The sequence below is a fragment of the Allostigmatella hybrida genome (genome assembly GCF_020103775.1).
In the GTDB taxonomy this organism is placed as follows: domain Bacteria; phylum Myxococcota; class Myxococcia; order Myxococcales; family Myxococcaceae; genus Hyalangium; species Hyalangium aurantiaca.
The window spans coordinates 1-24,516 of the sequence record NZ_JAHXBH010000030.1; the positions used below are offsets into that span (position 1 = coordinate 1).

At 69.8% G+C, this 24,516-nt stretch carries 14 protein-coding genes; 6 read left to right on the forward strand and 8 right to left on the reverse strand.

Features of this window, described 5'->3' with window-relative positions:
* Window positions 1-236 precede the first annotated feature (236 nt).
* Together KY661_RS30915 and sitA5 are read right to left on the reverse strand one after the other, a co-directional pair.
* Window positions 237-800, reverse strand: a complete 564-nt coding sequence (locus KY661_RS30915; RefSeq protein ID WP_225413623.1) for an imm11 family protein — start codon at window positions 798-800, stop codon at window positions 237-239.
* Between the two features lie 18 nt (window positions 801-818).
* Window positions 819-2,171, reverse strand: coding sequence for a SitA5 family polymorphic toxin (sitA5, locus tag KY661_RS30920; RefSeq protein WP_450097584.1), 1,353 nt, complete (start codon window positions 2,169-2,171; stop codon window positions 819-821).
* 654 nt (window positions 2,172-2,825) lie between these two features.
* Between sitA5 and KY661_RS30925 the strand changes: the two genes are divergently transcribed.
* Window positions 2,826-4,148, forward strand: a complete 1,323-nt coding sequence (locus tag KY661_RS30925) for an MATE family efflux transporter (RefSeq protein ID WP_225413625.1) — start codon at window positions 2,826-2,828, stop codon at window positions 4,146-4,148.
* 29 nt (window positions 4,149-4,177) lie between these two features.
* Here the strand turns inward: KY661_RS30925 and KY661_RS30930 are convergent, their stop codons facing one another.
* The gene (locus KY661_RS30930; protein ID WP_225413626.1) at window positions 4,178-6,259 is read right to left on the reverse strand and encodes an ATP-binding protein; all 2,082 of its coding nucleotides are present in this window, start codon (window positions 6,257-6,259) and stop codon (window positions 4,178-4,180) included.
* Window positions 6,260-6,677: 418 nt separating this feature from the next.
* On the opposite strand from KY661_RS30930, the gene KY661_RS30935 reads away from it, so the two are divergent.
* The 3 genes from KY661_RS30935 to KY661_RS30945 all read left to right on the forward strand — a co-directional run bounded on the left by KY661_RS30935 (window position 6,678) and on the right by KY661_RS30945 (window position 11,682).
* Window positions 6,678-10,355, forward strand: coding sequence for a TIM-barrel domain-containing protein (locus KY661_RS30935; RefSeq protein WP_225413627.1), 3,678 nt, complete (start codon window positions 6,678-6,680; stop codon window positions 10,353-10,355).
* Between the two features lie 41 nt (window positions 10,356-10,396).
* Window positions 10,397-10,834: an NAD-dependent epimerase/dehydratase family protein gene (locus KY661_RS37820; protein WP_225413628.1), complete on the forward strand. Its 438-nt coding sequence runs from the start codon at window positions 10,397-10,399 to the stop codon at window positions 10,832-10,834.
* A gap of 287 nt (window positions 10,835-11,121) precedes the next feature.
* Window positions 11,122-11,682 (forward strand): TMEM165/GDT1 family protein, encoded by a 561-nt coding sequence (locus KY661_RS30945; RefSeq protein WP_225413629.1) that lies wholly within the window; start codon window positions 11,122-11,124, stop codon window positions 11,680-11,682.
* On the opposite strand, the gene KY661_RS30950 is transcribed toward KY661_RS30945, so the two are convergent.
* A complete protein-coding gene (locus tag KY661_RS30950) occupies window positions 11,642-15,709 on the reverse strand; it encodes a myxosortase-dependent M36 family metallopeptidase (protein ID WP_225413630.1) in 4,068 nt (1,355 codons plus the stop codon). The genes KY661_RS30945 and KY661_RS30950 overlap by 41 nt on opposite strands.
* Window positions 15,710-15,886: 177 nt before the next feature.
* On the opposite strand from KY661_RS30950, the gene KY661_RS30955 reads away from it, so the two are divergent.
* A complete protein-coding gene (locus KY661_RS30955; RefSeq protein ID WP_225413631.1) occupies window positions 15,887-16,297 on the forward strand; it encodes a hypothetical protein in 411 nt (136 codons plus the stop codon).
* Here the strand turns inward: KY661_RS30955 and KY661_RS30960 are convergent.
* Complete coding sequence (locus KY661_RS30960; RefSeq protein ID WP_225413632.1) at window positions 16,288-19,794, reverse strand: AAA family ATPase; 3,507 nt, start codon at window positions 19,792-19,794, stop codon at window positions 16,288-16,290. The two genes, KY661_RS30955 and KY661_RS30960, sit on opposite strands and share 10 nt — an antisense overlap.
* A 177-nt stretch (window positions 19,795-19,971) precedes the next feature.
* Between KY661_RS30960 and KY661_RS30965 the strand changes: the two genes are divergently transcribed.
* Complete coding sequence (locus tag KY661_RS30965; protein WP_225413633.1) at window positions 19,972-21,054, forward strand: hypothetical protein; 1,083 nt, start codon at window positions 19,972-19,974, stop codon at window positions 21,052-21,054.
* Window positions 21,055-21,139: 85 nt separating this feature from the next.
* Here KY661_RS30965 and KY661_RS30970 read toward each other — a convergent pair whose 3' ends face one another.
* The 3 genes from KY661_RS30970 to KY661_RS30980 all read right to left on the reverse strand — a co-directional run bounded on the left by KY661_RS30970 (window position 21,140) and on the right by KY661_RS30980 (window position 24,473).
* Window positions 21,140-21,454 carry a hypothetical protein gene (locus KY661_RS30970; protein WP_225413634.1) on the reverse strand — a complete coding sequence of 105 codons (315 nt, stop codon included), beginning with the start codon at window positions 21,452-21,454 and terminating at the stop codon, window positions 21,140-21,142.
* Between the two features lie 160 nt (window positions 21,455-21,614).
* Entirely contained in the window at window positions 21,615-23,600 is a 1,986-nt protein-coding gene (locus tag KY661_RS30975) for a lysyl oxidase family protein (protein WP_225413635.1), read from the reverse strand.
* A 72-nt stretch (window positions 23,601-23,672) separates the two neighbouring features.
* A complete protein-coding gene (locus tag KY661_RS30980; RefSeq protein ID WP_225413636.1) occupies window positions 23,673-24,473 on the reverse strand; it encodes a hypothetical protein in 801 nt (266 codons plus the stop codon).
* Between the last annotated feature and the right edge of the window lie 43 nt (window positions 24,474-24,516).

The window sequence follows — 24,516 nt, forward strand, 5'->3', positions numbered from 1 at the left end:
TGCCCGCTCCCTTCAGTCACTTCGACTTCAGGGACGCGGTTTACCCCCTGCACGAACTTTCTTCCGATGGCTTAGGGCCCTATTCCAGCGTCACTTGAGTGCTCGCCGGAAGTGAGCCACCTGCACTCTGACAAGGGACGGACCAAGATTGCCAGGTGCGCACCGCCCGAGGTGCGACTCACGCATCCGCCATGGTTTCAACCGCCCCGAGCCTTCACCTTACTCGTTGAAGCTCATTAGACGTCCTCAAACCTCGTGCCCGTGGCGCCCATGCCATCCAATGCGGCCTTGATCTCCTCTGAGACGATCAGCGGGCCCGTCCATCCCTCGCACCGGAACATCTTGGCGCTTCCCACCTTGGCCTTGTCGATGCGCATGTCACGCACGGAGGCATAACGGCCGACCATGTCTGGGAGCCCGTCTTCATGAGTCCAGAGCTGGATCCGGGATGCTGTTTCGTCGATACAGCGGATGAGACACGTAGCAACCAGGATGAGGTACTGCTCCGGCTGGCCCTCTACGTCCACGGGGATCAGTTGCACATCATCCGGTGCCAGGTCCGCGAACATGGACGCGACCCGAACATGGACCACTGGGATCATGATGCCCGCCTCCGTGAAGTCCAGCGGCGTTCCCGCGATCTCGATGGGTATTCTCAACCGTTCCTTGGTGTGGACGGGCGTTCCGCGCATGAACTGATCGTCATCCACTTTGAGGCCCTGACTATCCCTGGGCATCCCCAGAGCCCAGCGGTGCGGAAGTTCTACGGCGTCAGATAGCTGAAAAAAGCGCTTCGGCATGGGGTCCATTTAGCGCGGCTACTGCCGGGCGACGAGTTGGTTCAGCTCTGTTCCTGGCGAGGCGATCTGATCCGCCAATCGCTTGAGGGACCGCGTCAGTCTCTCACGGCACACCACGACGCTGCGACAGCTCGCCGTTGCGTCGCGCAGTTCCTGGAGGACGATTCGGTGATACCGCTCAGGGTGGGGCCCGTAATGCCCGGGCAGAGGCATCTTGTTTGCCGGGTCATCGAGCGTCATCCCGGCTTTTGCGAAGATCTCCCGGAATCGTGGCGTCCACGCGCCCCCGCGCACAGTGGACTTCTCGTTGCAGATGGTGGCGATGTGGTGCGTCTCGATGCAAGGGCCCGGGCTGCTGCTGCCATTCGCCCCCATCGTCATCGCGGTGGCTGCCACCGTCACGCTCACGCCCTCGGCACTGACCGCGATCTCCTCCACCGCCCCCAGCGCGGGCAGCGAGATTGCTGCTTGCCCCTCGGCCTGAATGGCCACCTGGGCGGAGCCGGGCAGCGTCGGCACCTTCGCCGCGAACCGTTGCGCCGTCGAGCCAATGGCTGCGACCAGCAGCATGGCGAATGCGCGTGCGGACTCTTGCCCGATGATCCTCCCGAACCTCTCGCCCGCTTCGCGGATCTCCTCGAAGGTGGTTGCGGCCTTCGCCGCTTCCGTCAACTCCCTCCAGCCCGTCACGAGGTTGCGGAGCGTGTCATAGCCCACATACAGGAGTATCCCGACGCCCAGCACCGCCACGAGCGCCGGAGCCACGGGATTGAAGAGCATGATCAGCAACATGGAACCCAACGTCCACAGGGCCGCGCTCATGAGCACGCGGAATTGCACCATCTCTCCCAGCGCCTCCTTCATCTCGTCCAGGACGGGGCTCTTGCTTATGGCCAGCGCCCAGACGTAACGGCCTTGCATGTCCAGGTAGCGCCCTCCCACCAGCGCGCCCCCGAGACAGTCTCCATAGAAATTGTAGGCGCTCCGGCACCAGAGCCGATAGCGTTCCGCCAGCGCCAAGTCCTCTTTCGTCAACGTGCCGTCCCAGGGCTCGCCCCCTGCTGGCACCAGCTTCTTATCCCGCTGAAGGTAGAGGTAATTGCCGCTCTGCGGGTCTATCTGAAACGCCTTCTCCGCCGTCTGGCGCGGAGTACCTGTCAGCCGCACCTCGCGAGCAAGGCGCCTCACGGCCTGATGGAATTCCCCTTCCTCCAGTTCCACCGGTCGCAGGTCAACCGTGCGGGGAACATGGACGACGGCTTTGCCCTGGCCGGTGTCCTCCACCAGGGGAACCCGAGGGACGCTGACGCACCCCACGAGCAACACAAGGAACAGCGCTTCGGCCTTCCAGAGCATCCTCCACGACGGCATGTGTCACCCCTTCCTGCGAGGAGGGGCTCAGGGTAGAGGGCGACCACGGGGAAGAGGAGGAGGCGCCGGGTGGCGCAGTCCTTCATTTCCGGACACCCTGCGGGGAGGGGCTCCCGCCCGACGCTGACGCCTGGACGCTCGCCGCCTCTCTGCTCCCTCCCCAGGTAGTGCCGCGCCGCTGCGACGGTCCTGCCTGCTGGGCCGCTCGCCACGGGCCTACGTCGTTGCGCTCCACCGGGCCCGAGTTGGGAGCCCGCGACGATGGCTACCGTCCTGGGGCGCACCACCGGGGCCGAGCTGGACTGGCGCACCCTGGCCGCGCGCAGCCAATTCCGCTGCCGTTCTGAAAGGCGCCGCGCTGCCATTCGCGCCGCCGTCTGAGGGCTCACCATCCGGGCGAGTTCCTCCTTCGACGACAGCCCTCGTTGAGGCGCTGCACCCTGAGAGGACCATGAACAGCAGCAGGGCTGCCGAGCGCGGCATCAGGAGCCTCCAGCCATGGGTCCCGCGCGCCGGGAGCACCACCCAAGATTACAGGGGAACCATGGCATGCCCGTCAATCATCGGAGCTCGCGGACGCTGGGAACAGAGGGAATGTTACCCCATCATGGCTCCGGTAGCCCCGCGGTTCCCGCCCGGCTTCCCGGAAAGTTCATGATCCGAAGCGAAACCTCCCGCCAGATCTGGTCAATCGCCCTGCCCGCGATGCTGACGAACGTCGCGACGGCGCTGTTCGGTTTGGCCGACATGTGGGCGATCGGACGCCTCGGAGACGCACCCGCACAAGGTGCGGTCGAACTCGGCGCCAAGTTCATGCTCGGCCTGCTCAACGTGTTCAACTTCCTTCGCACCAGCACCGTGGCGCTGACCGCGCAAGGCAGCGGACGGGGGGACGCTGGCACCCAAGGACAGACGCTGGCCCGTGCCATGTCTGTGGCGATAGCGATCGGCGTGCTGCTGCTCCTGGCGATGCCCTGGACCCTCTCGGCCGGCCTCAAGCTGCTGGAGGCGAGCGGCTCGGTACGCGAGGGTGCTCAGACCTACGTCGCGATCCGGTACTGGGCAGGACCCGTCTGGCTCGCCAACTGCGTGCTGGTGGGCTGGCTGATCGGCCAACGCAAGGTGCGCCATGTCCTTTACGTCGAGATCACCGCCAATCTCGTCCACATCGCCCTCGACCTGCTGCTGGTGCTGGCAGCTGGCTGGGGCGTAGCCGGCGTGGCGATTGCCACCGTCAGCTCGGAAGTCCTGAAGTTCGCGCTGCTCGCCGCGATCGTCCTGCGCGGGGGGGCGGCGCGTGAGGCCATGGCGGCCCTGGGCCGCCGCGAGACCTGGGCGCGGCCGGAGCTGATGCGCCTGTTCGCGCTCAACCGGGACCTTTTCATACGCACCCTGCTGTTGACCGGTGCCATCCTGCTTTTCGCGCGGAGCGGCGCCCAGTCCGGGCCGGTAACGCTGGCGGCCAACGGCATCCTGTTCCAACTCTTCATGCTCGCGACACTTCTGCTCGACGGCTTCGAGAGCGCGGCACAGGTGCTGTGCGGCGAGGCGGTGGGTGCGGATGCGCGCCGGCGCTTCGACGCGGCGGTCCGCGGAACGCTCGTTTGGGGCGGAGCGACGGGTCTTGCGGTGTCGGGCGTCTATGCGCTGGCCGGTCCGCAACTTGCCAGCGCGTTCAGCACGGACCCGCAAGTCATTGCCGCAACTGGCGATTATGCTCCGTGGCTCGCGCTGCTGCCGATGCTGGGAGTGGCCTCATTCGTTCTCGACGGAGTGTTCGTAGGCGCAGCTTGGACGCGGGCCATGCTGGGCACGATGGCTGCGGCAATGGCCGTGTACCTTGCGTTGCTGGCGCTGCTGCAGCCGCTGGGCAACCACGGGCTTTGGGCGGCCTTCGCCGCGATGTTCGCGGTCCGGGCACTCGGCCAGGCGGTTGTCCTTCCGCGCCTCGCCCGGCGCAGCTTCAGCGCTTCCTGAACACGGGTCCGCCGGCCGCTGGCGTGGCGTCAGCTTCCCCCGGCTTCCAGGGGAAGGCGCAGCGTGAACCGCGCCCCGCCGCCGAGCTCACTCTCCACGTCGAGCGTCCCGCCGTGGCGCTCGGCAATCTGACGGCTGATGTGCAAGCCGAGGCCGAGCCCGGTGATGCTCCGGCTGGCCACGGCCCGCTCGAAGCGCTGGAAGATGCGCTGCAAATCTCGCGGTGCAATCCCAGGGCCCTGGTCGCTGACCGAAAGCTCCGCCCGGTCTCCGCTCCGGCCCACGTCGATGCGCACGGGCTTCCCCTCGCCGTACTTCAGAGCGTTGGCGAGGAGGTTGTCGAGCACCTGCGCCAGCCGGGCCCGGTCCCCATGGACCCGTGCATCTTCAGAGACCTCCACCGTGAGGGCGACGCCTGCTGCCTGGAAGACCTCGCTCGCCTGATGCACCGTCTCGGTCACCAGTTCCTGGACCGACAAGGGCGCCATGTCCATGGTCAGCATCCCGGTGGCAATCCGGGACACGTCGAGCATGTCGTCGATGAGCCGCTCCACACGCCGCAGCTGGCGAGCGGCCACCCCGAGGCGGGTGTTCAACGCCTCGGAGGGGAGCCCGGCCGGGACCGGCTTCCGCAACGAGCGGCCTACCAGCTCGAGCTGAAGCTTCAGCGAGGTGAGAGGCGTCTTGAGCTCGTGGGAGCAGATGCTGAGGAACACGTCGCGAGCGGAGATCGCCTCGGTGGCCCGCTCATAAAGCCGCGAGTTCTCCACTGCCTGCGCGGCCTTCCCGGCGAGCTGCTTCGCGTAGGAGAGGTCCCGCTCCGTGTAGCTGCGCCGGGATGAGGCGAGGAGCAGGGACAGGACCCCGAGCACCCTGCCGCGCGCCACGAGCGGCACGCAGATCATCGAGTGCACCTCCGCCTCGAGGATGACCTGGGCGTGCTCGTCGCTGAGGGCGATCTGCCCGATCTTCTCGCGCTCGAGGACCGGGATGAGCAGGGGCCTCGCCTCGAAAAGCGCCTGGGCAGGAGGGTTCTCCGGACGGTCCCTCCTGATGGCGAAGCGGGCGACCTTCGCCTTGACGGGCTCGTGCCGCGGGTCCGCGATGACGACCTCTGCACGGCGGACCGAGCCGTCGTCCTCGAGCAGGTCGATGAGGCACCAGTCTCCGAGCGTGGGCACCGCGAGCCGTGCCAGCGCGGAGAGCGTCTCGCGAGGGTCCAGCGACGAGGCCAGGACGTCTCCTGCGTTGGAGATGAACCGGCGCATCTCCTCCTCTCGCCGCTGCTCACGGATGTCGCGCACGATGGCGACGTACCCGAAGACCTCTCCGCCGGCCGAGCGCACCACCGAGGACAGAGTGCTCGTGAGGATGGGCTCACCGCTGCGGTGGCGGTAGCTCACCTCGCGAGCCTCCGCTCCGGGCGCGTGCTCCGGCTCCGTCCCCTCGGCCTCGAGGAGGGACGCGGGCCGTCCGATGAGTTCATCCGGCGCATAGCCGAAGAGCGCGTTCGCCGCCGGGTTCACGAGCACGATGATGCGCTCGGGCGAGGTCATGATCACCGGCTCCGGGAGGTGCTGGTAGACGGCCTCGAACTCCGCGCTCTTGCGGAGGATGATCTCCTGTGCCTCTCGCCGCTCGGTGACGTCCTCGTGGATGAGGACCAGTTGCCGGACCTCGCCGGCCGCGTCCTTCACGGGATAGAGGTTCCCCTCGACCCACCGCGCACGGCCTGCGAGCTGGGGCTCGGCCGCGTCGTAGCGGATGGCCGGGATGCGGCTGTTCTCGCCTCGCAGGGCCCGTTGGAAGCACGGCAGGATGCCGTGCTTCTCGAGTTGGGGGTCCGTCAGGACGTTGTAGTCGCGGAGGATGAAGTTCTCGACCACGTCCGGCGGGATGCGCCAGAGCGCGCGCCATGCCGCGTTGACCTGCAGCGTCCGGCCCGAGACGTCGATCAGCTGGATGCTCAGCGGCGCGTTCTCGAAGAGTGTGCGCAGGCGCTCCTGCGTCTCGGCGAGCAGCTGCCCCTGGCTTTTGACCTTCGCTTCGAGCAACGCGTTGAGCTGCTCAAGCTGAAGGGCCGTCCGGCCGTGGCCGGCGTCGTCATGCATGAAGGCATTCTCGTCTGTGGTGACTCCCAACACATAGCTCACAAGCGGGCTTCAGGCTGGGGCGGCTTGTCGCCGAGGTTGAGCAGCGCCGAGACGAGCCCCCGGCTGGGTCTTTGTGTTGGAGCACGTACAGTCGCGACCTTTCTTTCAACAAGACCGGCGGACCGCAGAGTCCCCGGAGTACGATTGCCGACGTAGGCGCGGAGGCGAGCGGAGAGTTCGTCCAGCCCCTTGCGGACGCGGCCGTCGAGCAGGCCGCGTGGAGAGGTCCAACCCTTTGACAGGGGCAACGATCTGCTCGAAGGTGACCGGCCGTGCGCCCTTCTGCCAACTTGTCGAGCGGCGGCGCAAGCGTCAGTGGACGGCGGCCATGACCGCGTCCAGGGCCACATCGGATCGACAACAGAGGGGTCGTCGTATGACGGTGTTCAGGAGAGGAGCGGGCCGCGCGCGGACGTTCGCGCTGCTCGCAGCGATCGCATCAGCCTCGGCGGCTTGCACCGAGTCCACGAAGCCAGCGGACGGTGAACAGCCCCCGGCCCCCCAGAGGGATGTCATCTCGGGCAATGCCCGCTTCGAGGTGCTCAGCCCCACGCTCATCCGCACGGAGTACGCGGGGGATGCCCGCTTCTTCGACGCCCCGACCTTCAACGCCATCGGGCGGGACGGCTTTGGTCAGACGAGCTTCACGACGCGTACCGAGGACGGCTGGCTCGTCATCGACACCGGCGCGCTGACGCTGCGCTACGAGGTGGGCTCCGGCCCGTTCACCGGCGAGAACCTCGTCGTCAGGCTGAAGGCCGGCGCGCAGGACGTCGAGGCGCGCCCCTGGGCGAGCCGGGTCATCCCGGCTTGCGCGCTCGGCGTGCTCTGCGAGGCAGAGGGCCTCGTGCTCGAAGGCCTCAGCGAGGCGCGCGACCACTCCGGCTTCACCGGCACCGGCTTCGCCGCGGGCTTCGAAGGGACCGGGACCCGCGTCACCTTCCAGGTCGCGCCCGAGGCGGGCGGATCCTACGTCCTGGACCTGCGCTACGCGAACGGACTCGGCGACCCGCGCACGCTCACGCTCACTGTCGACGGCGGGGCGGCGCGCCAGCTCACGCTGCCGCGCACCGGCAACTGGGACGCCTGGGGCCACCTGTCACTGCCCCTCGACCTGACGGCCGGGCCGCACGTGGTTGCCCTGACGCGCACCAAGTCCGACACGGGCCAGCTCAACATCGACAGCCTCGCGCTGCTCAAGCCCGGCGACGCGTACCCGCAGTCGCCGAGGACCTGCGGTTTCGGCGAGCTCTGCGAGGCCGAGGATCTCGCGCTCAGCGGCCGGATGCACCTGGCGGCCAACCACCCCGGCTACACCGGCAACGGGTTCGCCGCGGGCTTCGAGGGCGTGGGTGACTCGATTGGCTTCGACATCGTCGCGCCCGCCGCCGGCGACTACGAGCTGACCGTCCGCTACGCCAACGGCTTCGCGTCGCAGGCCGGCGTGACGCTGACGGTCGAGGGCGGTTCGAGCACCCCCGTCCTCCTGCCGTCCACGGGCAGCTGGGACGCCTGGAAGCCCGTCACCGTGCCGGTACACCTCGCGGCCGGCACGCACCACGTCACGCTCGTGCGGCAGGCGGCCGACGCCGGCAACGTCAACATCGACAGCCTGGCCATCGGCCCGGCCGGCACGGGCCTTCCCGCGCCTGCCAGCCGGGCGGGTGAGGACTGCGGCTTCGGCGGCATCTGTGAGGCGGAGTCCGTGGGCCTGTCCGGCGGTGCGACGGCCGCCAAGGACCACAACGGCTACAGCGGCAAGGGGTTCGCGGCGGGGCTCGACGTCGCTGGCTCGCAGCTGACCGTGCGCGCGGTCCACGTTCCGGCGGCTGGCACGTACTCGCTGCAGCTGCGCTACGCCCTCGGGCTGAAGACGCCGGGCGCGGTGACCGTGCAGGCAGGTACGGGCGAGGCCTCCACGCTCACGCTGCCGCCCACGAGCGACTGGGACAGCTGGCGGACGGTGCGGACGGATGTCACCCTCCCCGGCGGCACCAGCGACGTGCGCCTGAGCTGCCCGCAGGCCGGCGGGTGCTCGGTCAACGTCGACACCGTGGCGCTGACGAAGACCGACGCGCCGCTGCTCGCGCCGCACGCCGCGCTCGGCGGCTACCGGCGTGGCCTCGACGCCTTTGACGGCGACAAGGGCAGCGCGATTCTCAACCCGGGAATTCTCTACCAGGACGGCTGGTCGCTGCTGGACGACACCGCCTCGGCGGCGTACGAGCCGGCGTCGGGGAGGCTCACGCCCCGTGCCGCGCACCCTGGCGGTTACCAGGACGGCTACGTCTTCGGCTACGGCCAGGACTACCCACGGGCCCTCGGCGATCTCGCGACGCTCACGGGTCCGTCGAAGCTGCTGCCGCGCTGGGCGTACGGCGTCTGGTTCTCCGAGTACCTCGACCGCACCGCGGCCGACTTCCAGGAGAACCTGCTCCCGAAGTTCCGCCAGGAGGGCGTGCCCCTCGACGTCCTCGTCATCGACACCGACTTCAAGGCCGGCAACGCCTGGAGCGGCTGGGAAATCGACACCCACAAGTTCCCCGACCCCGAGGGGTTCTTCGACTGGGCGCGCTCGCAGGGCCTGCACACGACCCTGAACATCCATCCCAGCATCCTGCCCACCGACCCGCAGTTCGCGGCCGCGCAGGCGGCCGCGAAGGGCAAGCTCACCCAGCACACCGGCGGCTGCTCGGGCGGTGCCTCCGAGTGCTACACCTTCGACTTTGGCGATCCTGATCAGTTGAAGGCGTTCTTCGGCCTGCACGACCCGATGAAGCAGCAGGGCACCGACTTCTGGTGGCTCGACTGGTGCTGCGACGCCAGCGAGGCCAACATCGAAGGCGCCACCGGCGACGCGTGGATCAACCAGCAGTACACCGACTACACGAACTCCCGCATCGGCCGCGGCTTCGCGTTCTCCCGCGCGTTCGGCTCGCTGCAGGCGGGCGGCTACAGCAACCCGACCGCGGTGCCGACCGGGCCGTGGGCGGACAAGCGCACGACGCTGCCCTTCACCGGTGACACCACCTCGACGTGGGGGACCCTCGCGGCCTCGGTCGGCTTCACCTCCGGCGAGGGAGCTGCCACCGGCCTGTCGGCGATCAGCCACGACATCGGCGGGCACAACGGCGGCCTGTGGGGCCTCCCCGGCTCGGACGTCGTCGGCGGCCAGCGCACGGACAAGCTGCCCGACGACCTGTACGCCCGCTGGGTTCAGTTCGGCACCTTCCAGCCAATCGACCGCCTGCACAGCAACCACGGCGACCGGCTGCCCTGGCAGTACCCGGGCGCCGCGGGCGAGTCGGCAAAGAAGTTTCTCAACCTGCGCGAGGCGCTCGTGCCGTACACCTACACGCTCGCGCGTGAGGCGGAGGCGACCGGCGTCCCGGTGGTGCGGCCGGTGTACCTCGCGTACCCGGCGGAGCAGGACGCGTACGCGACGGCCGGCAGCGAGTACCTGTACGGCTCGGACGTGCTCGTCGCGCCGGTGACCACGCCCGGGAACACCGCCACGGCCACGGTGTGGTTCCCGCCGGGCAGCTCGTGGACCGACTGGTTCACCGGCAAGACGTATGCGGGCGGCACGACCCAGAGCATCACCACCGGGCTGGACACCATGCCGGTGTTCATCAAGTCCGGCGGGATCGTGCCCACGCGCAGCGAGGACGTCACCAACGATGTCCAGAACCCGCTGGACGCGGTCACGCTCACGGTGGCGGCGGGCGCGCAGGGGCACGCCAGCCTCTTCGAGGACGACGGCACGACCTCCGACCGCACACAGAGCACCCGCACGGACATCCGCTACACCGAGGACGGCCCCCTCGCGGCGCTCCGTATCGATGGCCCTGACGGGTCGTTCGCCGGGCAGGTGCAGACGCGCGCGTGGACGGTGCGGTTCGTGGGTGCGCGGGAGCCAGAATCGGTGACCCTCGACGGCCAGGCGGCGCCGGCCGGTAGCTGGACCTGGGACGCCGCGAGCAGCGTCCTGACGGTCAAGGTGGCCGAGCGTCCGGCGAGCCAGGGTGTGGACGTGGCCTACCGGCACAGGTAGGGCGCTCCCTCGAATGAAGGGAGCGATGCAATACGTAGGCGGTGTTTGAGGCGGCGCACCGGGCGGGCGTGAAGCGGGTGGTTTTTGCGAGTTCGGTGCAGGCCGTGGGCTTCCACCCACTCGAGAAGACAATCGACGAGACCGCGCGCCTACGTCCCAGCGGCTACTACGGCGTCTCGAAAGCGTTCGGCGAGGCACTCGCGAGCCTCTACGCAGATAAATACGGACTGTCCTTGGCGTGCGTGCGCGTGGCCTTATTTGAGACCAACGCGCGTGGACAACTCCCACGTGGACTGGCTCGGATACAACCCCCGCTCGGATGCAGAGGACTCTCTCGAAGACATCCTCCGGAACGGCGAGCCCCTGGGTCCCCTCGCGGGAAGGACGCAAGGAGGCGGCGCCTGCGATGTGGGTTACTCGGGCAATATCGAGAAGACCCTGCGCGCTCGATGAACGCTTGGGGGACGGCCGAGCCTTGAATCCGGCGAGGCCTGCGGGTATACGGGCCTGGCAAGGGGAGTAGTTCGCGCCGGGAAACAGCGGCGCCGGGACGCTCGACACACTGGCCCCTCCGAAGCTGGAGGAGCCCGGGCCCCCACCTCGCGGCGACGCGAGGCGAACGAGACCTTGGGACTGGCAGACACACACGCCCGGAGCACCGGGCGAGCGTGTGCAGCCTGGGCCCAGGTCTTGTCGAGGGAATCCTCCCTGCGACCGCCACGGCCCAGTTGCACGCGCGTACACAGCGGTTGGGAGTCACACGCGCATGGAAGCCATCTTCAGCAGCTTCGCCCTCGTCGCCGCGAGCGAGATGGGCGACAAGACCCAGCTCCTGGCCTTCAGCCTGGCCAGCCGCTTTCGCAAGCCGTGGCACGTCATGGCGGGCATCCTGGTAGCCACGCTGGCCAACCACGCGCTGGCCTCGAGCGTGGGGGCCTGGGTGTCCTCGCACGTGCCCGAGCGGATGATGGCGGGCATCCTGGCCGTCACCTTCGTCGCCTTCGGCCTGTGGACCCTCAAGCCGGACACGCTGGAGGAGTCCACCCAGCCCAGCCGCTTCGGCCCCTTCCTCACCACCACCGTGCTCTTCTTCCTCGCGGAGATGGGGGACAAGACCCAGTTGGCCACGGTGGCGCTCGCCGCGCGCTATCACTCCTTGGTGATGGTGACGGCTGGGACGACCCTGGGCATGCTGGTCTCGGACGGCCTGGCGGTCTGGCTGGGCGAGCGCGTGTCCGGGAAGGTGCAGGCGCGGTGGGTGCGGGTCACCGCGGCCTGCCTCTTCTTCATCTTCGGCGCGCTGTCCGCATGGCGGGCGCTGCGCTGAACCGGCGGCGGCTCCGCCAGGCCAGCGCTCCCAGCAGCAAGGGGGCCATCGCGGCGAGGCTTCCCTGCCCCGTGGCACACCCACAGCCGCCCTCGGCGGTGACGTTCTCCTCCGGGCCCCCATCGGGGCCCGTCCCCGCGTCCCCCCCGTCCGGCGGCGCCTCGCCCGCATCCGGCTGTCCTGTTCCCCCGTCTTCGCCGGTGCCCGCATCCGGCACCGGCTCCGCCTCCACGGTGATGGACACCTCATCCTCGCCGCTTCCGCCGCGGTCATCGCGCACGGCCAGCGCGAAGGTGAGCACCGTGGGGCTGCTCACCTCTGGCGCCGTGAACCCGGCCTGGGCCGTGTCCACGCCCACCAGCGCCACCTCCAGGCCCGCAGTCTGCCGCCAGGCATAGACCACCGGGTCACCGTCGGGATCCACCCCGCTGCCGGACAGGGTGACGTCCGTGCCTCCCTGCACTGTTTGGTCGGCACCGGCCTGGGCCACGGGGGAGCCGTTCACGCAGACCTCCGTCTCCACGCCGAGCGTGCTGAAGGGCGTGTGGGTGAGGCCGGAGAAACTCAGGTTGTCGATGTCCCAGCCCCCCGCGCCGACGTTGACGTCGGTGCCAATGCGGAAGCGGATCTGCACCGTCTTCCCCGCGTACTGGGCTCCCAGGTTCACGGTGACGGGAACCCACGCCGGATACCCCTCGCTGTAGTCGCTGTAGGCGGGCCGCCCGGCCAGCGGGTTGGTGCCAAACGCGTACAGGATGCCCGTGTAGCCCGGGTCGGCGGAGGCGCCGATGTCCACCCACGTAGCCCCGCCGTCCTGGCTCAGCTCGATGACGCCCCCATCCAGCCAATCGAAGGAATCGGCCTCGAAGTCGAAGCGGTGGACGAAGGTGAACCGGAAGTCCTCCACGGGCGAGACCTGGAGCGGCGGGGACACCAGGGCGATGTCCGCCTTGAACGACGCGTTCGGGCCATGGAAGTAGCTCTCCACGGGCGTCTCCGAGTGGCGGCTCCAGAGCGTGGGGTGCCCCAACCGCTCGTCCTTCGTCGAGGTCCACACGACATGCCTGCCCTCCACATCCTCGGTGGAGGAGGACACAGGCGTCTCATCGGTGTTGATGCGCTCCGAGAAGGAGACCATACGGGCGCCGGGGATGGCCTGCTCCGCGTCCTCATAGGTGACGCGGAAGGTGACGGAGCGGATCTCCGTGGGCCCCTCCAACGTGACGGGCACTTCCACCGTGGCCGATTCGAAGGGGGCGATGGGTGGGAAGGTGAGCCGGCCTTCGTGGCCAATCGTCACGCCGGGATCCGTGGACTCGACCGTCGCCGTGGTGGCCGAGGCCGTGCCAATGCCCGTGTTGTCGATCGTCACACGCAGCAGGCCCACCTCACCCGGGTCCACCACCCCATCGTTGTCGCAAGCGCCCGGCCGCTCCACCAGCTCGGCGCCGCCCCACGCCACCTCCTTGCCCGTCACGAAGCTCTCCACCGTGCCCGCGTGGTTCAAGGAGTCCCGGGGAGGCGCCACCGCGCGAAGCCCCGCGCCGCGGCGGGCGAAGGCCGCGTGAAACAGGAGGAAGTCCTCCTCGCTCTCCGCCAGCGCCGCCGCCAGCAGCGCATCCCTCGCCTCCAGGTAGGTGGGGGCCACGGGGGTGAGCTGATAGGAGCGCACCAGGTAGCGCTTCATCCGCCGCTGGGCCTCCTCGAAGCTGAGCCGCGTGCGGTCGCGCAGCAGGGCCGTGTAGCACTCCCACAGCATCGAGGCCCACACCTCGCCGGACTGGTAAATCGCCGCGTTCGAGACCGAGTACAGGCGCGGATTGCGGGGGACGCTCTCGGGCAGGACCACGCCGTTGGCGATGTACCGGAAGGTGAGCGGGTTGCGCGTGAAGTCCGTGGAGTACGGGTAGCGCCTCAACCCGAAGTAGTGGCCGTCATTGTCGCCACCGCTCGACACGTGGCCGCCCACGGCATACGCGCCCTCGAAGCCCGCGTTGCCGGGAAGCTGGGCGTCCTCGGCGCGCGCCAGGAGCAACAGGGCATGAAAGTCCGCCCAGCCCTCGCCCATCGCGCGCCCCTGGTTGTTCGTCAGGCCGTTCGCGTTGGCGATGAGGCGGTTGCTCATGTAGTGGCCCCACTCGTGCGCCACGAGGGAGCTGTCCAGCGCGCCATCCCGCTGCACCGCGGGCTCGCGGAGCAGCCGCACCTCCGCCGGACCGCTGCTCAGCTGGTTCTTGAGGGCCACGCCGTCCGCCCGCTCGATGGAGAGCACGGGGGTGGTGACGGACGCATCCGTGCCGGTCAGGTCCGGCGCAGGGCCCTGCAGGTTGTGGGCGATGATGACGCCCACGGCGCCCGCGTTCTGGGCATTCTTCACCTTGACCGCATCCGTGCAGGAGCCGCGGTCCATCAGGAGAATCTTCCCGGCGGGACTGCCCTGCTGGGCCTGGCACCCATCCGTGGGCGAGCCCGTCCCGTCCATCGCGAGGGCAAGCGGCCCCTCCACGCGGAAGGCCTTGGGGCCAAACGGAGCCCACCGGGAGCGCATCCTCCCCGCGAGCTCCGGGGGCGAGAGGACCGTGACGGCCTGGAAGGGGTTGGGCGCGAAGACGTACATCTGCATCTTCGGCCGGGCGCCATCGGCGGGGGTGGACATGGAGGAGGTGCTCAGGCCGCTGAACTCCTGCGCCTCCGCGAGCAGCGCATCGTTGCCCAGCCCCCCCCGGCCGTAGTTGTCCTGCTGCGCGTTGCCCGCGGCCTCGGTGAAGCCCGCGTCGTAGAACCAGTCGTGCAGGAAGTTGGTGACGTAGAAGAGCTGCGTCACCGACGCCATGCGCTGCCCCGTGCTGGCACCGGGCTCCTGGGTGACGTCGTAAACCCGGTCGAAGGTGGACGGCCCGGTGAGCGAGGCCCGGAAGTCCGAGCCATCCCGCCCATCGCTTCCGGAGACATCGGCGTAGGCATCCACGTTGTTGCCCACCGTCTCGGAAGCGCCCGCCGGGAGCCAGGGATCATTCTGGCTGAAGGGCGCGTGGCTCAGCGTCACCAGTTCGGGAGGTTGAAAAGGCGCCTGGTACCCATCGGGAACGCCCGTGGGGTGCGGCGTCCCGGCGAGCCCCTGGGGGCCGTCATGCGGGAGGTAGGGGCTGGAGGGGCTCGCCCAGACGCGGAAGGCATGGGCCTCGTGCGCGGTGAGGTTGTGGCGGAAGAGCAGCCGCCCGTCGTCCGCGGCCACGACATAGGCGTAGTAGTCCGCCTCGGCCTCCGGCTCCTGGGTGTGCAGCTCCACGTACCAGGCGGGCACCAGCCGGTCCGGCAGTGGGAAGAAGACGCGCCGGGCCCGGGCGGGGGTGAGCAGCCCTGCTGGGTACTTCGCGCTCACGGCGGGGGTGAACCCATGGAAGGTGTCGCTTCCGCGGGCCTCGCCCCGCCGCACGAAGCTGGAGGGCTCCGGCCGCACGCCCTGGAGATCCGCGTAGGCGGCGGCGAGGGCCTCCGGCGCGGTCCAGGTGAAGCGCAGCTTGCCCGCCCGGGAGTCCGGGCCCACGTGGGGCGAGAGGTGGCCCGAGAGGGCGATGAGCTCGTGGCGCCCGTTCATCAACACCGTGAGCGACTCGCGGAAGAGCGCGATGCCCTCCAGCTCCTGCCGGAAGGTGACGAGCACGGCCCCCTGCCCCTCCTTCGAAGGCTCCGCGAGCGTGGCCGGGACCGTGGCCGCCGTCTCCGGGGCCAGGCCGTAGAGCGCGGAGAGCCGGGCCAGGTGGGCTCGCGCGGCCTGCTCCGGGCCCATGCGCCGCACCGCCGACAGGAAGCGGGGATCCACCCCCGAGCGGAGCCCCCACACCCACCGGGGCCCCTCCCCCTCCGGTCCCGTGTGCTCCACCCGCGCGCCCGGCAGCCGCGTGGGCCGGTGCGGCCGGGACGGCGTACGCGCCAGGGACACGTCCAGAGAAGGCAACTCCCGCGCGCCCGCGGCACCTGACAGCGCGAGCACGAGGCCAGAGAGGGGAAGAACCCATCGCTTCATGATTGCTCCAGGCCGGCGCCACCGAGGGGCCCGGCGGGCTCGACTCTACGTCCGCTTCCCCGCTTCTATCGAGGGGCCCTCGTGCGCACCGCGACAGACGTGTCAGGCTTTTCCGAGGCTTCCCTGTGCCGCATTCGAGCACGCCTCCCCGGCACACCTCTTGCTCATTTCGAGCGCATGAACCTCTTCAAGTCTCTCCTGCTTGTGTTGCTCCTGCCTGTCCTGGGTTGCGGTTCGGATGACGCCGTCGTGGAGGAGGCAGGCCTCTCCGTCTTCTTCCTGGACAATCAATCGAGCCACGCGTTGCGCGTCGAGTACACGGCGCTGGGCCTCGACAGCCCGCAGCGCAGCGCGTCCATTCCCAGCGGGACCCAAGCGCAGTTCAAGACGGACAGCGCGTTCGGGAGCCATCCCAGTCCCTCGGAAACCTTCCAGTCCCTGGCGCTCTACCGGGAGGCCGCCGCCAGCCCCAGCTACTTCCAGCAGCCCGTGAAGGATGAGCCCTGGGCGCGGGAGAAACAGGACACCCGGACCTATGGCACCGTCCACTACACGCTGACCGTCCGGGACGCGGACCTTCAGCCCTGAGGGCTCCGCGCGGGCGGCTCCGGTGAGCGTTCCCCCGCGAGCGCCTCGGCATAGCGGGCGGCCACCTCCAGGAAGCGGCCGCCCCGCACGCCCGTGAGGTACTGGCGCTTCATGGCCCGGGTGGCCCCCACGTAGAACATGGCCCGGCGGATGCGCTCGTTCTCGCGCGGCGCCCGGCTGCGGGCCCCTCCCATCCAGGCCTCGATGGCGTCCAGCGCCTCCAGGCCCGCGAAGAAGACGATGGGGCACTCGTGCCCCTTGCAGGAGAACACCGTGGTGGCGCGCACGTGGTCCACCCCGCTGACGCGGAAGTCCCCCACGTCCCGGCCGCCCTTGCCCCCGTAGGCCTCCGCGGGCACCCCGGCCCGGACCAGGGCCTGCGTGAAGGAGGAGGGCATGACGGGGGCCACCACCAGGATGTCTCCCGGCAGCACGCCCTCCTCGCGCACCAGCCGCGCCACCTCCTTGGCCACCCAGCGGGCCTCGCTGGTGCTGGAGGCAAAGCCGCGCACGAGCGGCGCCACCCCGCCCCGCTCCGTGGACTGCACCCGGAACACGCCCTCCAGCGTCTCCTCCGGCAGCCAGAGCAGCCGCTCCCGGGCCAGCTCGTTGACCTTCATGTACTCGCGCATGCCGGGCTCGCTCACGCCGTGCTGGCGCAGCGGGTCCAGCACCACGTTGAAGGCCATGTCGAGGATGTCGCGCGTGGCGCGGAACGTCTCCTTCAACACCCGGGTGCGGCCCCGGAAGGACAGCCCCTCGGGCAGCTGCTCCTTCAGCGCGTCGATTGGCACCTGGCCATAGACGTTCTGCGAGTCGTCCATGAAGAGCTGGAAGCAGCGCACCTCCCGCCCATCCGGCAGCACCTGCGGGCGCACCAGCGCATAGAGGCTCGCGAGCGTCTTCGCGTCCATGTCCTGCGCCTCGTCCACGAAGACCGCATCGAAGCTGCCGGGCTCGGGCCGGCGCAGCGCGCCCGCGTGGCGCACCGTCACCTGGGCCTTCATCGCGCGGAGCCGCTCCGCGCCGGCGCGCACGGTGACGGCCTCGGTGAGCAGCTTGGCCACCAGCGGCACCAGGGACCGGTTGAAGAAGGAGACCAGCACCCGCGCCTGGGGGCGCTCCAGCAGGTAGCGCACCACCCAGTGCGCCAGCACATACGTCTTGCCGCTGCCGGCCACGCCGCGGACGAGGTGGTGGCCATCGTCGAAGCGCCGCTCGAAGAGGGACACCTGCTCCTGCGTGAAGAGCGGCTGGGGGGCGCGGCTCCCTTCGATTTCGCCTCCCAGCCCCAGGGGCACGAGCGGGGGCGGGGGCGGCGGCGGCGGCCGGGGCTGCGTGGCCAGCAGCTCCAGGCGCGGCGTCTCGCCCGGGTGCACGCGCACGCGGGGCAGCAGCGAGAGGAACCGCGTGGAGACGGGCGAGGCCCGGGCCTCCGCGCGGGAGGACAGCACGAGCAGGTAGTCCCGCGCGCGGCTGGCGGCCACGTTGAGCAGGGGTATGAGGGTCTGCGGGGGAAACGGACGGCCGCCCGCCACCGTGTCCACCATCACCACGTCGTACTGGGTGCCCTGCTGCCGGTGGATGGTGGAGGCGCTGAAGACGTCCCCGCGCAGGCCCGCGGCCCCGCCCAACCGGCGCAGCAGGGCCGCCTGGGCGCGGTAGGGCGTCACGCACAGCACGGTGAGGCCCGCGCGGATGGCCTGGCGGGCCAGGGAGATGGCCAGCTCCGCGGACAGCTCGCGCTGGTAGCCCGAGCCCGTCTCGCCCCGGCCGTGCGTGAGGTGGCGGGCATCCCGGCTCAGCCCGTCCAGCACCAGCCACGCGGCGCGCGAGGGAAACGCGGGCACCGGCGCGGGTTTCTGGGCCCGCGCGAGGACGAACTCGCCGTTCTCCAGGGCTCCGCCGTAGCAGAAGTGGCTCACCACGTGGGCGATGTCCGGGTGCATGCGGTGCTGGGTGCGCAGCAGCAGCACGTCCGGCCGCGCCGCGTCCTTCACCGCGTCCTCCAGGTGGGACAGGCCGCTGGCCCGCAGCCACCGCTGCGTGTCCTTGCCCGCGCCTTCCGCCGCGCGGCTCACCGGGCCGATCTGCTTGGGGTCCCCCGCCAGCGTCACCTGCCGGGCGAGCGGGGCCATCAGCGCCGTGGCCGCGCGCGTCACCATGCCGGCCTCGTCCACCACCAGCCTCGCGAACGTCTCTTCCCCGTCCAGCTCCGACACCAGCCGCAGGGCCCGGTGCACGGTGAGCACCATGAGCGGGCTGTCGCCCTTCTCCGCCTCGCGCAAGGTGGGGTCCTTCACCCGCCCGCGCAGGGTGCGAAGCTCCGCCTGCATCCGGGCCAGCTCCTGCGCGGGGCCGCTCCGGGCCCGCTCCTGAAACAGCTCCCGCTCGCGCTCCTGGATGGTGCTGCGCAGCTTGTTGGCCTTCGCCTCCTCCAGGGCCACGGTGGGCAGCTTCGCGAGCGCCTCGCTCGCACCCGTGCCGCCCCGGAAGATGCTGCGGGCCAGTGGGCGCAGCGGGATGGGCTCCCGCTCCAGCAGGGCGCTCACGCGCATCACCAGCTCGTCCGCGGCGCGGTTGGTGGGGGCCACCGCGAGGATGCGCTCGCTGGGATAGGCCCGGAGCGCGCGGGCAATCAGATCCGCCACCGCCGTCGTCTTGCCCGTACCGGGCGGCCCCCAGATGCAGCCCCAGGGCTGGCACCACAGCCGGTCCACCGGCAGCCGCTCCGCATCGCGGGCGGACAGGGGCACGGGGGGCTCCTCCCCGCAGGACCGGAGGAGGGACTGCGCCAGCGCGGGCTGGCGGTTCGCGTACGAGGAGGCCGCCGCGCACAGCGCCTCCGCGAAGTCATAGGGCCGGTAGCACCAGCGCTCGGCCCGGAGCGCGCGGCGGTCCACGTCCTCGCCCGAATCCGAGGCGGCGAAGACGCGCCCCGACTCGAAGTCCAGGTGGACGATGTTGCCCGCGAAGACGAGCTCCTCGCCCACGAAGCCCAGCAGCGAGCCGCCGGACCAGTCGGGATCCGCTGCCGGTACCGGCACGAGCCCCAGCACGCCGGGCCCCGTCAGCCCCACCTCTCGCACCTCCTGGAGCCGATGTGCCCGGTACTGCCCGCGCTCGGCCACCAGCGCCTCGCGCAGGGTCTCCGGCAGGTACTCGGGGGGCACCCACGCCTCGCGCCGCTTGCCGGCGGCCACCGCGGCCTGCATGGCCCCGCGCTCGGCCTCGCTGCCCTCCACCGGGGCGGCGAGATCCCTCACCGGAACCTCTTCGGTCGGCACGGCCTGGGGGGCTGCCCGAGGCGCGGGCCGCGCCGGCAGGACGGTGTTCGCCGGGGCACGCTCCCCCGGGGCAGGGCGCGGCCAGGCCGGGCGCGGGCCGCGAGGGGAAGGCTCCCCCCGCACCTCGTTCCCGGCTTCGAAGTCGTACTCCACGCGGAGCGTGGGCCGGACTTCCTCGGACGGTTCTGAGCCCTCGTGCGTGCCGCGCATGACTTGGAGGCGAGGCACCGTAAGGGAGGCGTCGATCGACGTCAACGCACCCTGCCTGCGCCCACGCCCACACAGGAAACGGAAGATTCCTGGTTGGTTGGAGTGCATCCGAGACGGGGAGCAATCTCCGGGACGGTCCCATACACTGCGTGTGACTCCCTCTCTGTAAAGGACGCCATGGGCCCGACACGCAGCCCCCTCTCCTCGTGCCTCGCAGTCCGTGAACACACCCCGCTCGTGCTGGCCGCGCTCCTGTGCGCGGTGCTCGCGGGTTGCGGTGACGACAGACTCTCGGCCGTTCCTGAGCTTCCTCCCGGTCCCTCCACCCCCGCGCCTCGCCCCACGGCCCCCGCGTTCACCCAGATCGAGTTCCAGGCGCAGCTGCCCCAGAGCGCATTCGCCTCGGAAATCACCTCCGTTCACGTGCAGATCGTCGGGCCGCCTCAAGCCCGAACCACCGTCCCCCTGTCCAAGCAAGGCGATACCTGGAAGGGCAGTGTCGTCGTCCCCACGACCGTGGAGGGCTATTACTTCGTGGGCAGGGCGTTCAACGCCTCCACCCAGTTCCTCTTCGAGAGCACCGCCAGCACTCCCCCTGCGGGTCCGGAGGGCATCCTGAACGTGGTCCTCCCCTTCGAGCTGCGAACGCCCCTGCCCTTCACCCAGCTCGAGTTCCAGGCGCAGCTTCCCCAAAGCCCATTCGCCTCGGAAATCACCTCTGTTCACGTGCAGATCGTCGGGCCTTCGCCGGTCCAGACGACCGTCGGCCTGTCCCAGCAAGGCGATACCTGGAAGGGAAGCGTTCGCGTCCCCACGACCGCGGAGGGCTATTACTTCGTGGGCAGGGCGCTCAACGCCTCCACCCAGTTCCTCTTCGACAGCGTCACGAACGTTCCCCCCGCGGGTCCGGACGGCATCCTGAGCGTGGTCCTCCCCTTCGAGCTGCGGACGCCCCTGCCCTTCACCCAGCTCGAGTTCCAGGCACAGCTTCCCGAGAGCGAGCTCGCCTCGGAAGTCACCTCCGTTCACGTGGATATCGTTGGGCCGCCCCCAGCCCGGAACTCCGTCGCACTGTCCCGGCAAGGCGATACCTGGAAGGGAAGCGTTCGCGTCCCTCCGGTTGAAGGGAGCTATGCCTTGGTGGGCAGGGCGTTCAACGCCTCCAACCAGTTCCTCTTCGACAGCGTCGTCAGCGCTCCCGCCGCGACTCCGGACGGTATCCTGAACGTGCTCCTGCCCTTCCAACCCCGGACGCCTTGAGGCACTGCGCCCTCCCCCCATGGCCACGGAGCCCGTGGGGGGAGCCCGGCTTCGGTCTACCGCTCGGGCAGCGTCACCGGATGGCCTAACACGCCGAGCAACCGGTACAAATCAGCACCCCACCCGACAGGGAACAGCTGTCGCAGCAGAGTTCCTGCTTGGGGGGCACCACCCCGAAAGGATTGGCCTCCTGAGAGGGAGCGTCCTTGACCTGGAACGACGTGATGTTCCCGATGGTCTTGTCCCCATCCTTCAGGCTGAAGGTGGAGTCCGCGTTGCGCGTGATCCGGACGTTGTCGAAGTTCCGGGTGCCCTGCACCTCCGAGGCGTCCTCGTTGGAGTCTCCACAGCCCGCGAGGCCCACCGCCACAGCAACCGCAAACAGGAACCGACTCTTCATGGGGTTTCTCCTTTGCCAGGCCTGTGTCACAGGCCGTGAATCAAAGTCGCCCCTGTGTGGAAGCGGTGCCACCTGGGCAGCGACGACTGCCTGCCCATCGGGCGTCAGAGAGCCTCCCTGCATCCGCTCCCTCGGCGGATGCTGGGAATAAACGGCGCACCTACCGGGGTGGCAGGGTCACCGGGACGGTAGAGGTGTTGTTGTCCAGCGTCGTCTCCTGGAAGGCCCGCGAGGGGTTGAGCGTCACCTGGAGGCGGTAGTCGCCCGGCGGCACGTCGGTGATGTCCAGCCACTGGCAGTCCAGCGTGTTGCCGTAGAGGTCCGACCAGCCCCGCTGAATGCCTTGGTCATCACACGTGAACTTCTTGGCGCACGGCACGTCCGGCCCGGTGGCCACGCGCTGGGTGTCCTCCATGCAGTAGGCCTGCTTGCGGCCCGCCAACACCGTGCGGCCCTCCGCGTCCACCAGCGCGTACGTAGCGAATCCGCTGAAGTGGTAGTGCCCGTGGCATGGCGAGAAGGTGAAGAGGTCCGGCCGCTCGGAGGGCGGCGGCACCGTGAGGGTGGCGCTGCCCTGGTTCACTGCCTCCACGCTGAAGCGCAGCACGCGGCGCTCGCCGATGCCCTCCACGCACTCCTCCACCTTCGCGCACGAGTTCTCGGTGACGAAGATGGTGTCGAACAGGATTTCATCCCGCAGCCGGGCCTCGTCGAGGATCAGGTCCGGCAGCTGCGCGCTGACGGGGTGGCACGCGCAGTCGGTGCCGCAGAACTCCGAGGCGCCGCAGGACGGCGTGCACGTGGGGCGCAGGTGGTCGCACGCCGCGAAGGTCTCGCACGTCCCGGTGGCCGGCACGCACAGCTCGGCATTGGGACAGAAGCCACACTGCCCTCCACACCCGTTGTCGCCACATTCCTTGCCGTCACAGTTGGGGATGCACGGGTTGGCCAGGCAGCGGCCCTTCACACAGGACTCGTTGCCTCCGCACACGCCGCAGTTGCCACCGCAGCCATCGCTCCCGCCGCAGTAGAGGCCATCGCACTTGGGCACGCAGCCGTTGGCGGCGAAGCGCACGTTCAGCGTGAAGGGGCCCGCCTGGGTGGAGTCGAACCCGTCCACGATGAGGAAGTAGGTGCCCGGGTCCAGCGCCAGCGAGATGCGAGAGCCATAGTCGCCCGGCGGAGAGGAGTCATCGCTGCACGCCACCGTGCGCGCCGCCGTGTTGTCGAGGCAGTCCGCAGCCCCATCCGCCCCGCGCTGCTTGCGCAGGTGGAGCACGGTGTCATAGCCGGAGACGCGCGCCTCCAGGCCCGTCTTCTCGGTGAGGGTGAAGGTGTAGACCGACTCCACCGCGGTGCTGGTCCGGTTGCACGAGGGCACGAGCTGGTGGAGCCCATGCGAGGTGTCGCCCTGGATGACGTGGTCTCCCACCAGCGGCGTCCCGCTGGCCAGGAGCGGCAAGGGATTGCGGCAGGTGCCCGCCTGGGTCTCGGGCCGACACTCGAAGACGCCCTGCGCACACGCCTGCCCCGCCGGGCAGGTGCCACACTGGCCGCCACAGCCATCGTCTCCACACAGCTTGCCGGAGCAGTCCGGATCACACGTCGCCATGCACACCGCGCAGGCGCCCGAGGGGATGTGCTGACACGTCCGCTTCTCCGGATCGCAGACGTCATCGGTACAGGCCGCGCCGTCGTCGCAGGGTGGAGGGCCCGCGACGCACCGCCCATCGGCGAAGCGCTCCTCGCCGTCACAGAACACGCCGTTGGAGCACGTCACCTCCACGGCAGTTTCGAAGGGCTGCTCGAAGGCGGTGCCCTTGTGCTGGGGCGTCCACCGCACCGTGTGCACGCCCGGCTGAGCAGGCGCGGAGACCTGGCCCCGGAAGGAGGCCACCTGGCCAGGTTTCACCTGTTCCGAGAGCCCCAGCGAACCGCCCGTCCAGCCCTGGGGGACGAGCTGCACCTGGCCGGGCTTCCACGTCGCGGTGCCCTCGTTCTTCATCCGAAGGTGTACGTCGCCCGGCCCGTCCGGCCGCAGCTGCAGCGGCGCCTCGGGAGGCTCCCAGGCCGCGACATACGTGACGTCGTCATCGCAGGCCGTCACCAGCAACAGGAGCGCTGCCCAAAGACTCAAACCTCGCATGATGGTTCCCCCTGAAAGACTGCTCAGGGAGGATTCCACACACGCGCCCCGTCGCGCACCTTGGGCGGGGAACTACCGGGTGGCCGCCTCGGTCCCCGCCCCCGGGCCCGCGTCCGGACGCCGGTCGATCTCCTCGGAAGGATAGGCCTTGGCCGCGTCCAAGTACTTCTGCGGCTGGATGCGGCGGCGATCCCGGCGGCTGATCCAGTCCGGGGTGAAGAGCGTGGGCTCGCCCTCGGGCGGCTGCTCCACCATGAGCCCATCACAGAAGAGCCACTCGGTGCGGCCATTGGGGTACTGCCGCGCGAAGTACAGGTCGCCGGAGCCCACCGTGACGTTCGCCGAGCACCACGTCTGCTTCGCCTGGGCCTCGCGAGCGGGCGCCTCCGCCTCCCATTGGCGCTGGGCCTGCCGCAGCTCGGCGGCCGCCACCGCCCCGGCGGCCCCGTCCAGCCGGGCCTTCGCGTCCTTCACCAGCTCCGTGCCCCGCCGGGCGATGTCGGGAAAGGCCCCCGAGCGGTGGAAGCCGCACGAAGGCAGCGCCCGGAGGTTCTGGGCGTGGATCTCCAGCACGGGCCCCAGCGTCTGGGAGGCCTCTTGCAGCAGGGCCAGGTGCTCGGCGTGCTGGAGCGCGTCCGGCTGGGCGGCGTGCTCCGTGCTGGCGAGGAACCGGGACAGCACCCCATTGAGGGAACTGAGCTCATCCGACAGCCAGCGCGGCTCCGCCTCGCACAGGGCCTTCGCCCCGCCATAGTTCCGGTACTCCGCGCGCCCCATCCCCAGCGTGTAGCGCTGCAACGGCGGGGCTTGCTTCGCCGCGCAGGCGCTCAGCAGGACACACAGGCTCGGGAACACGATTCGCAGGGCACGCATGGCCCCGCACCCTAAATCATGTTTTGACCACAAACAAATGACG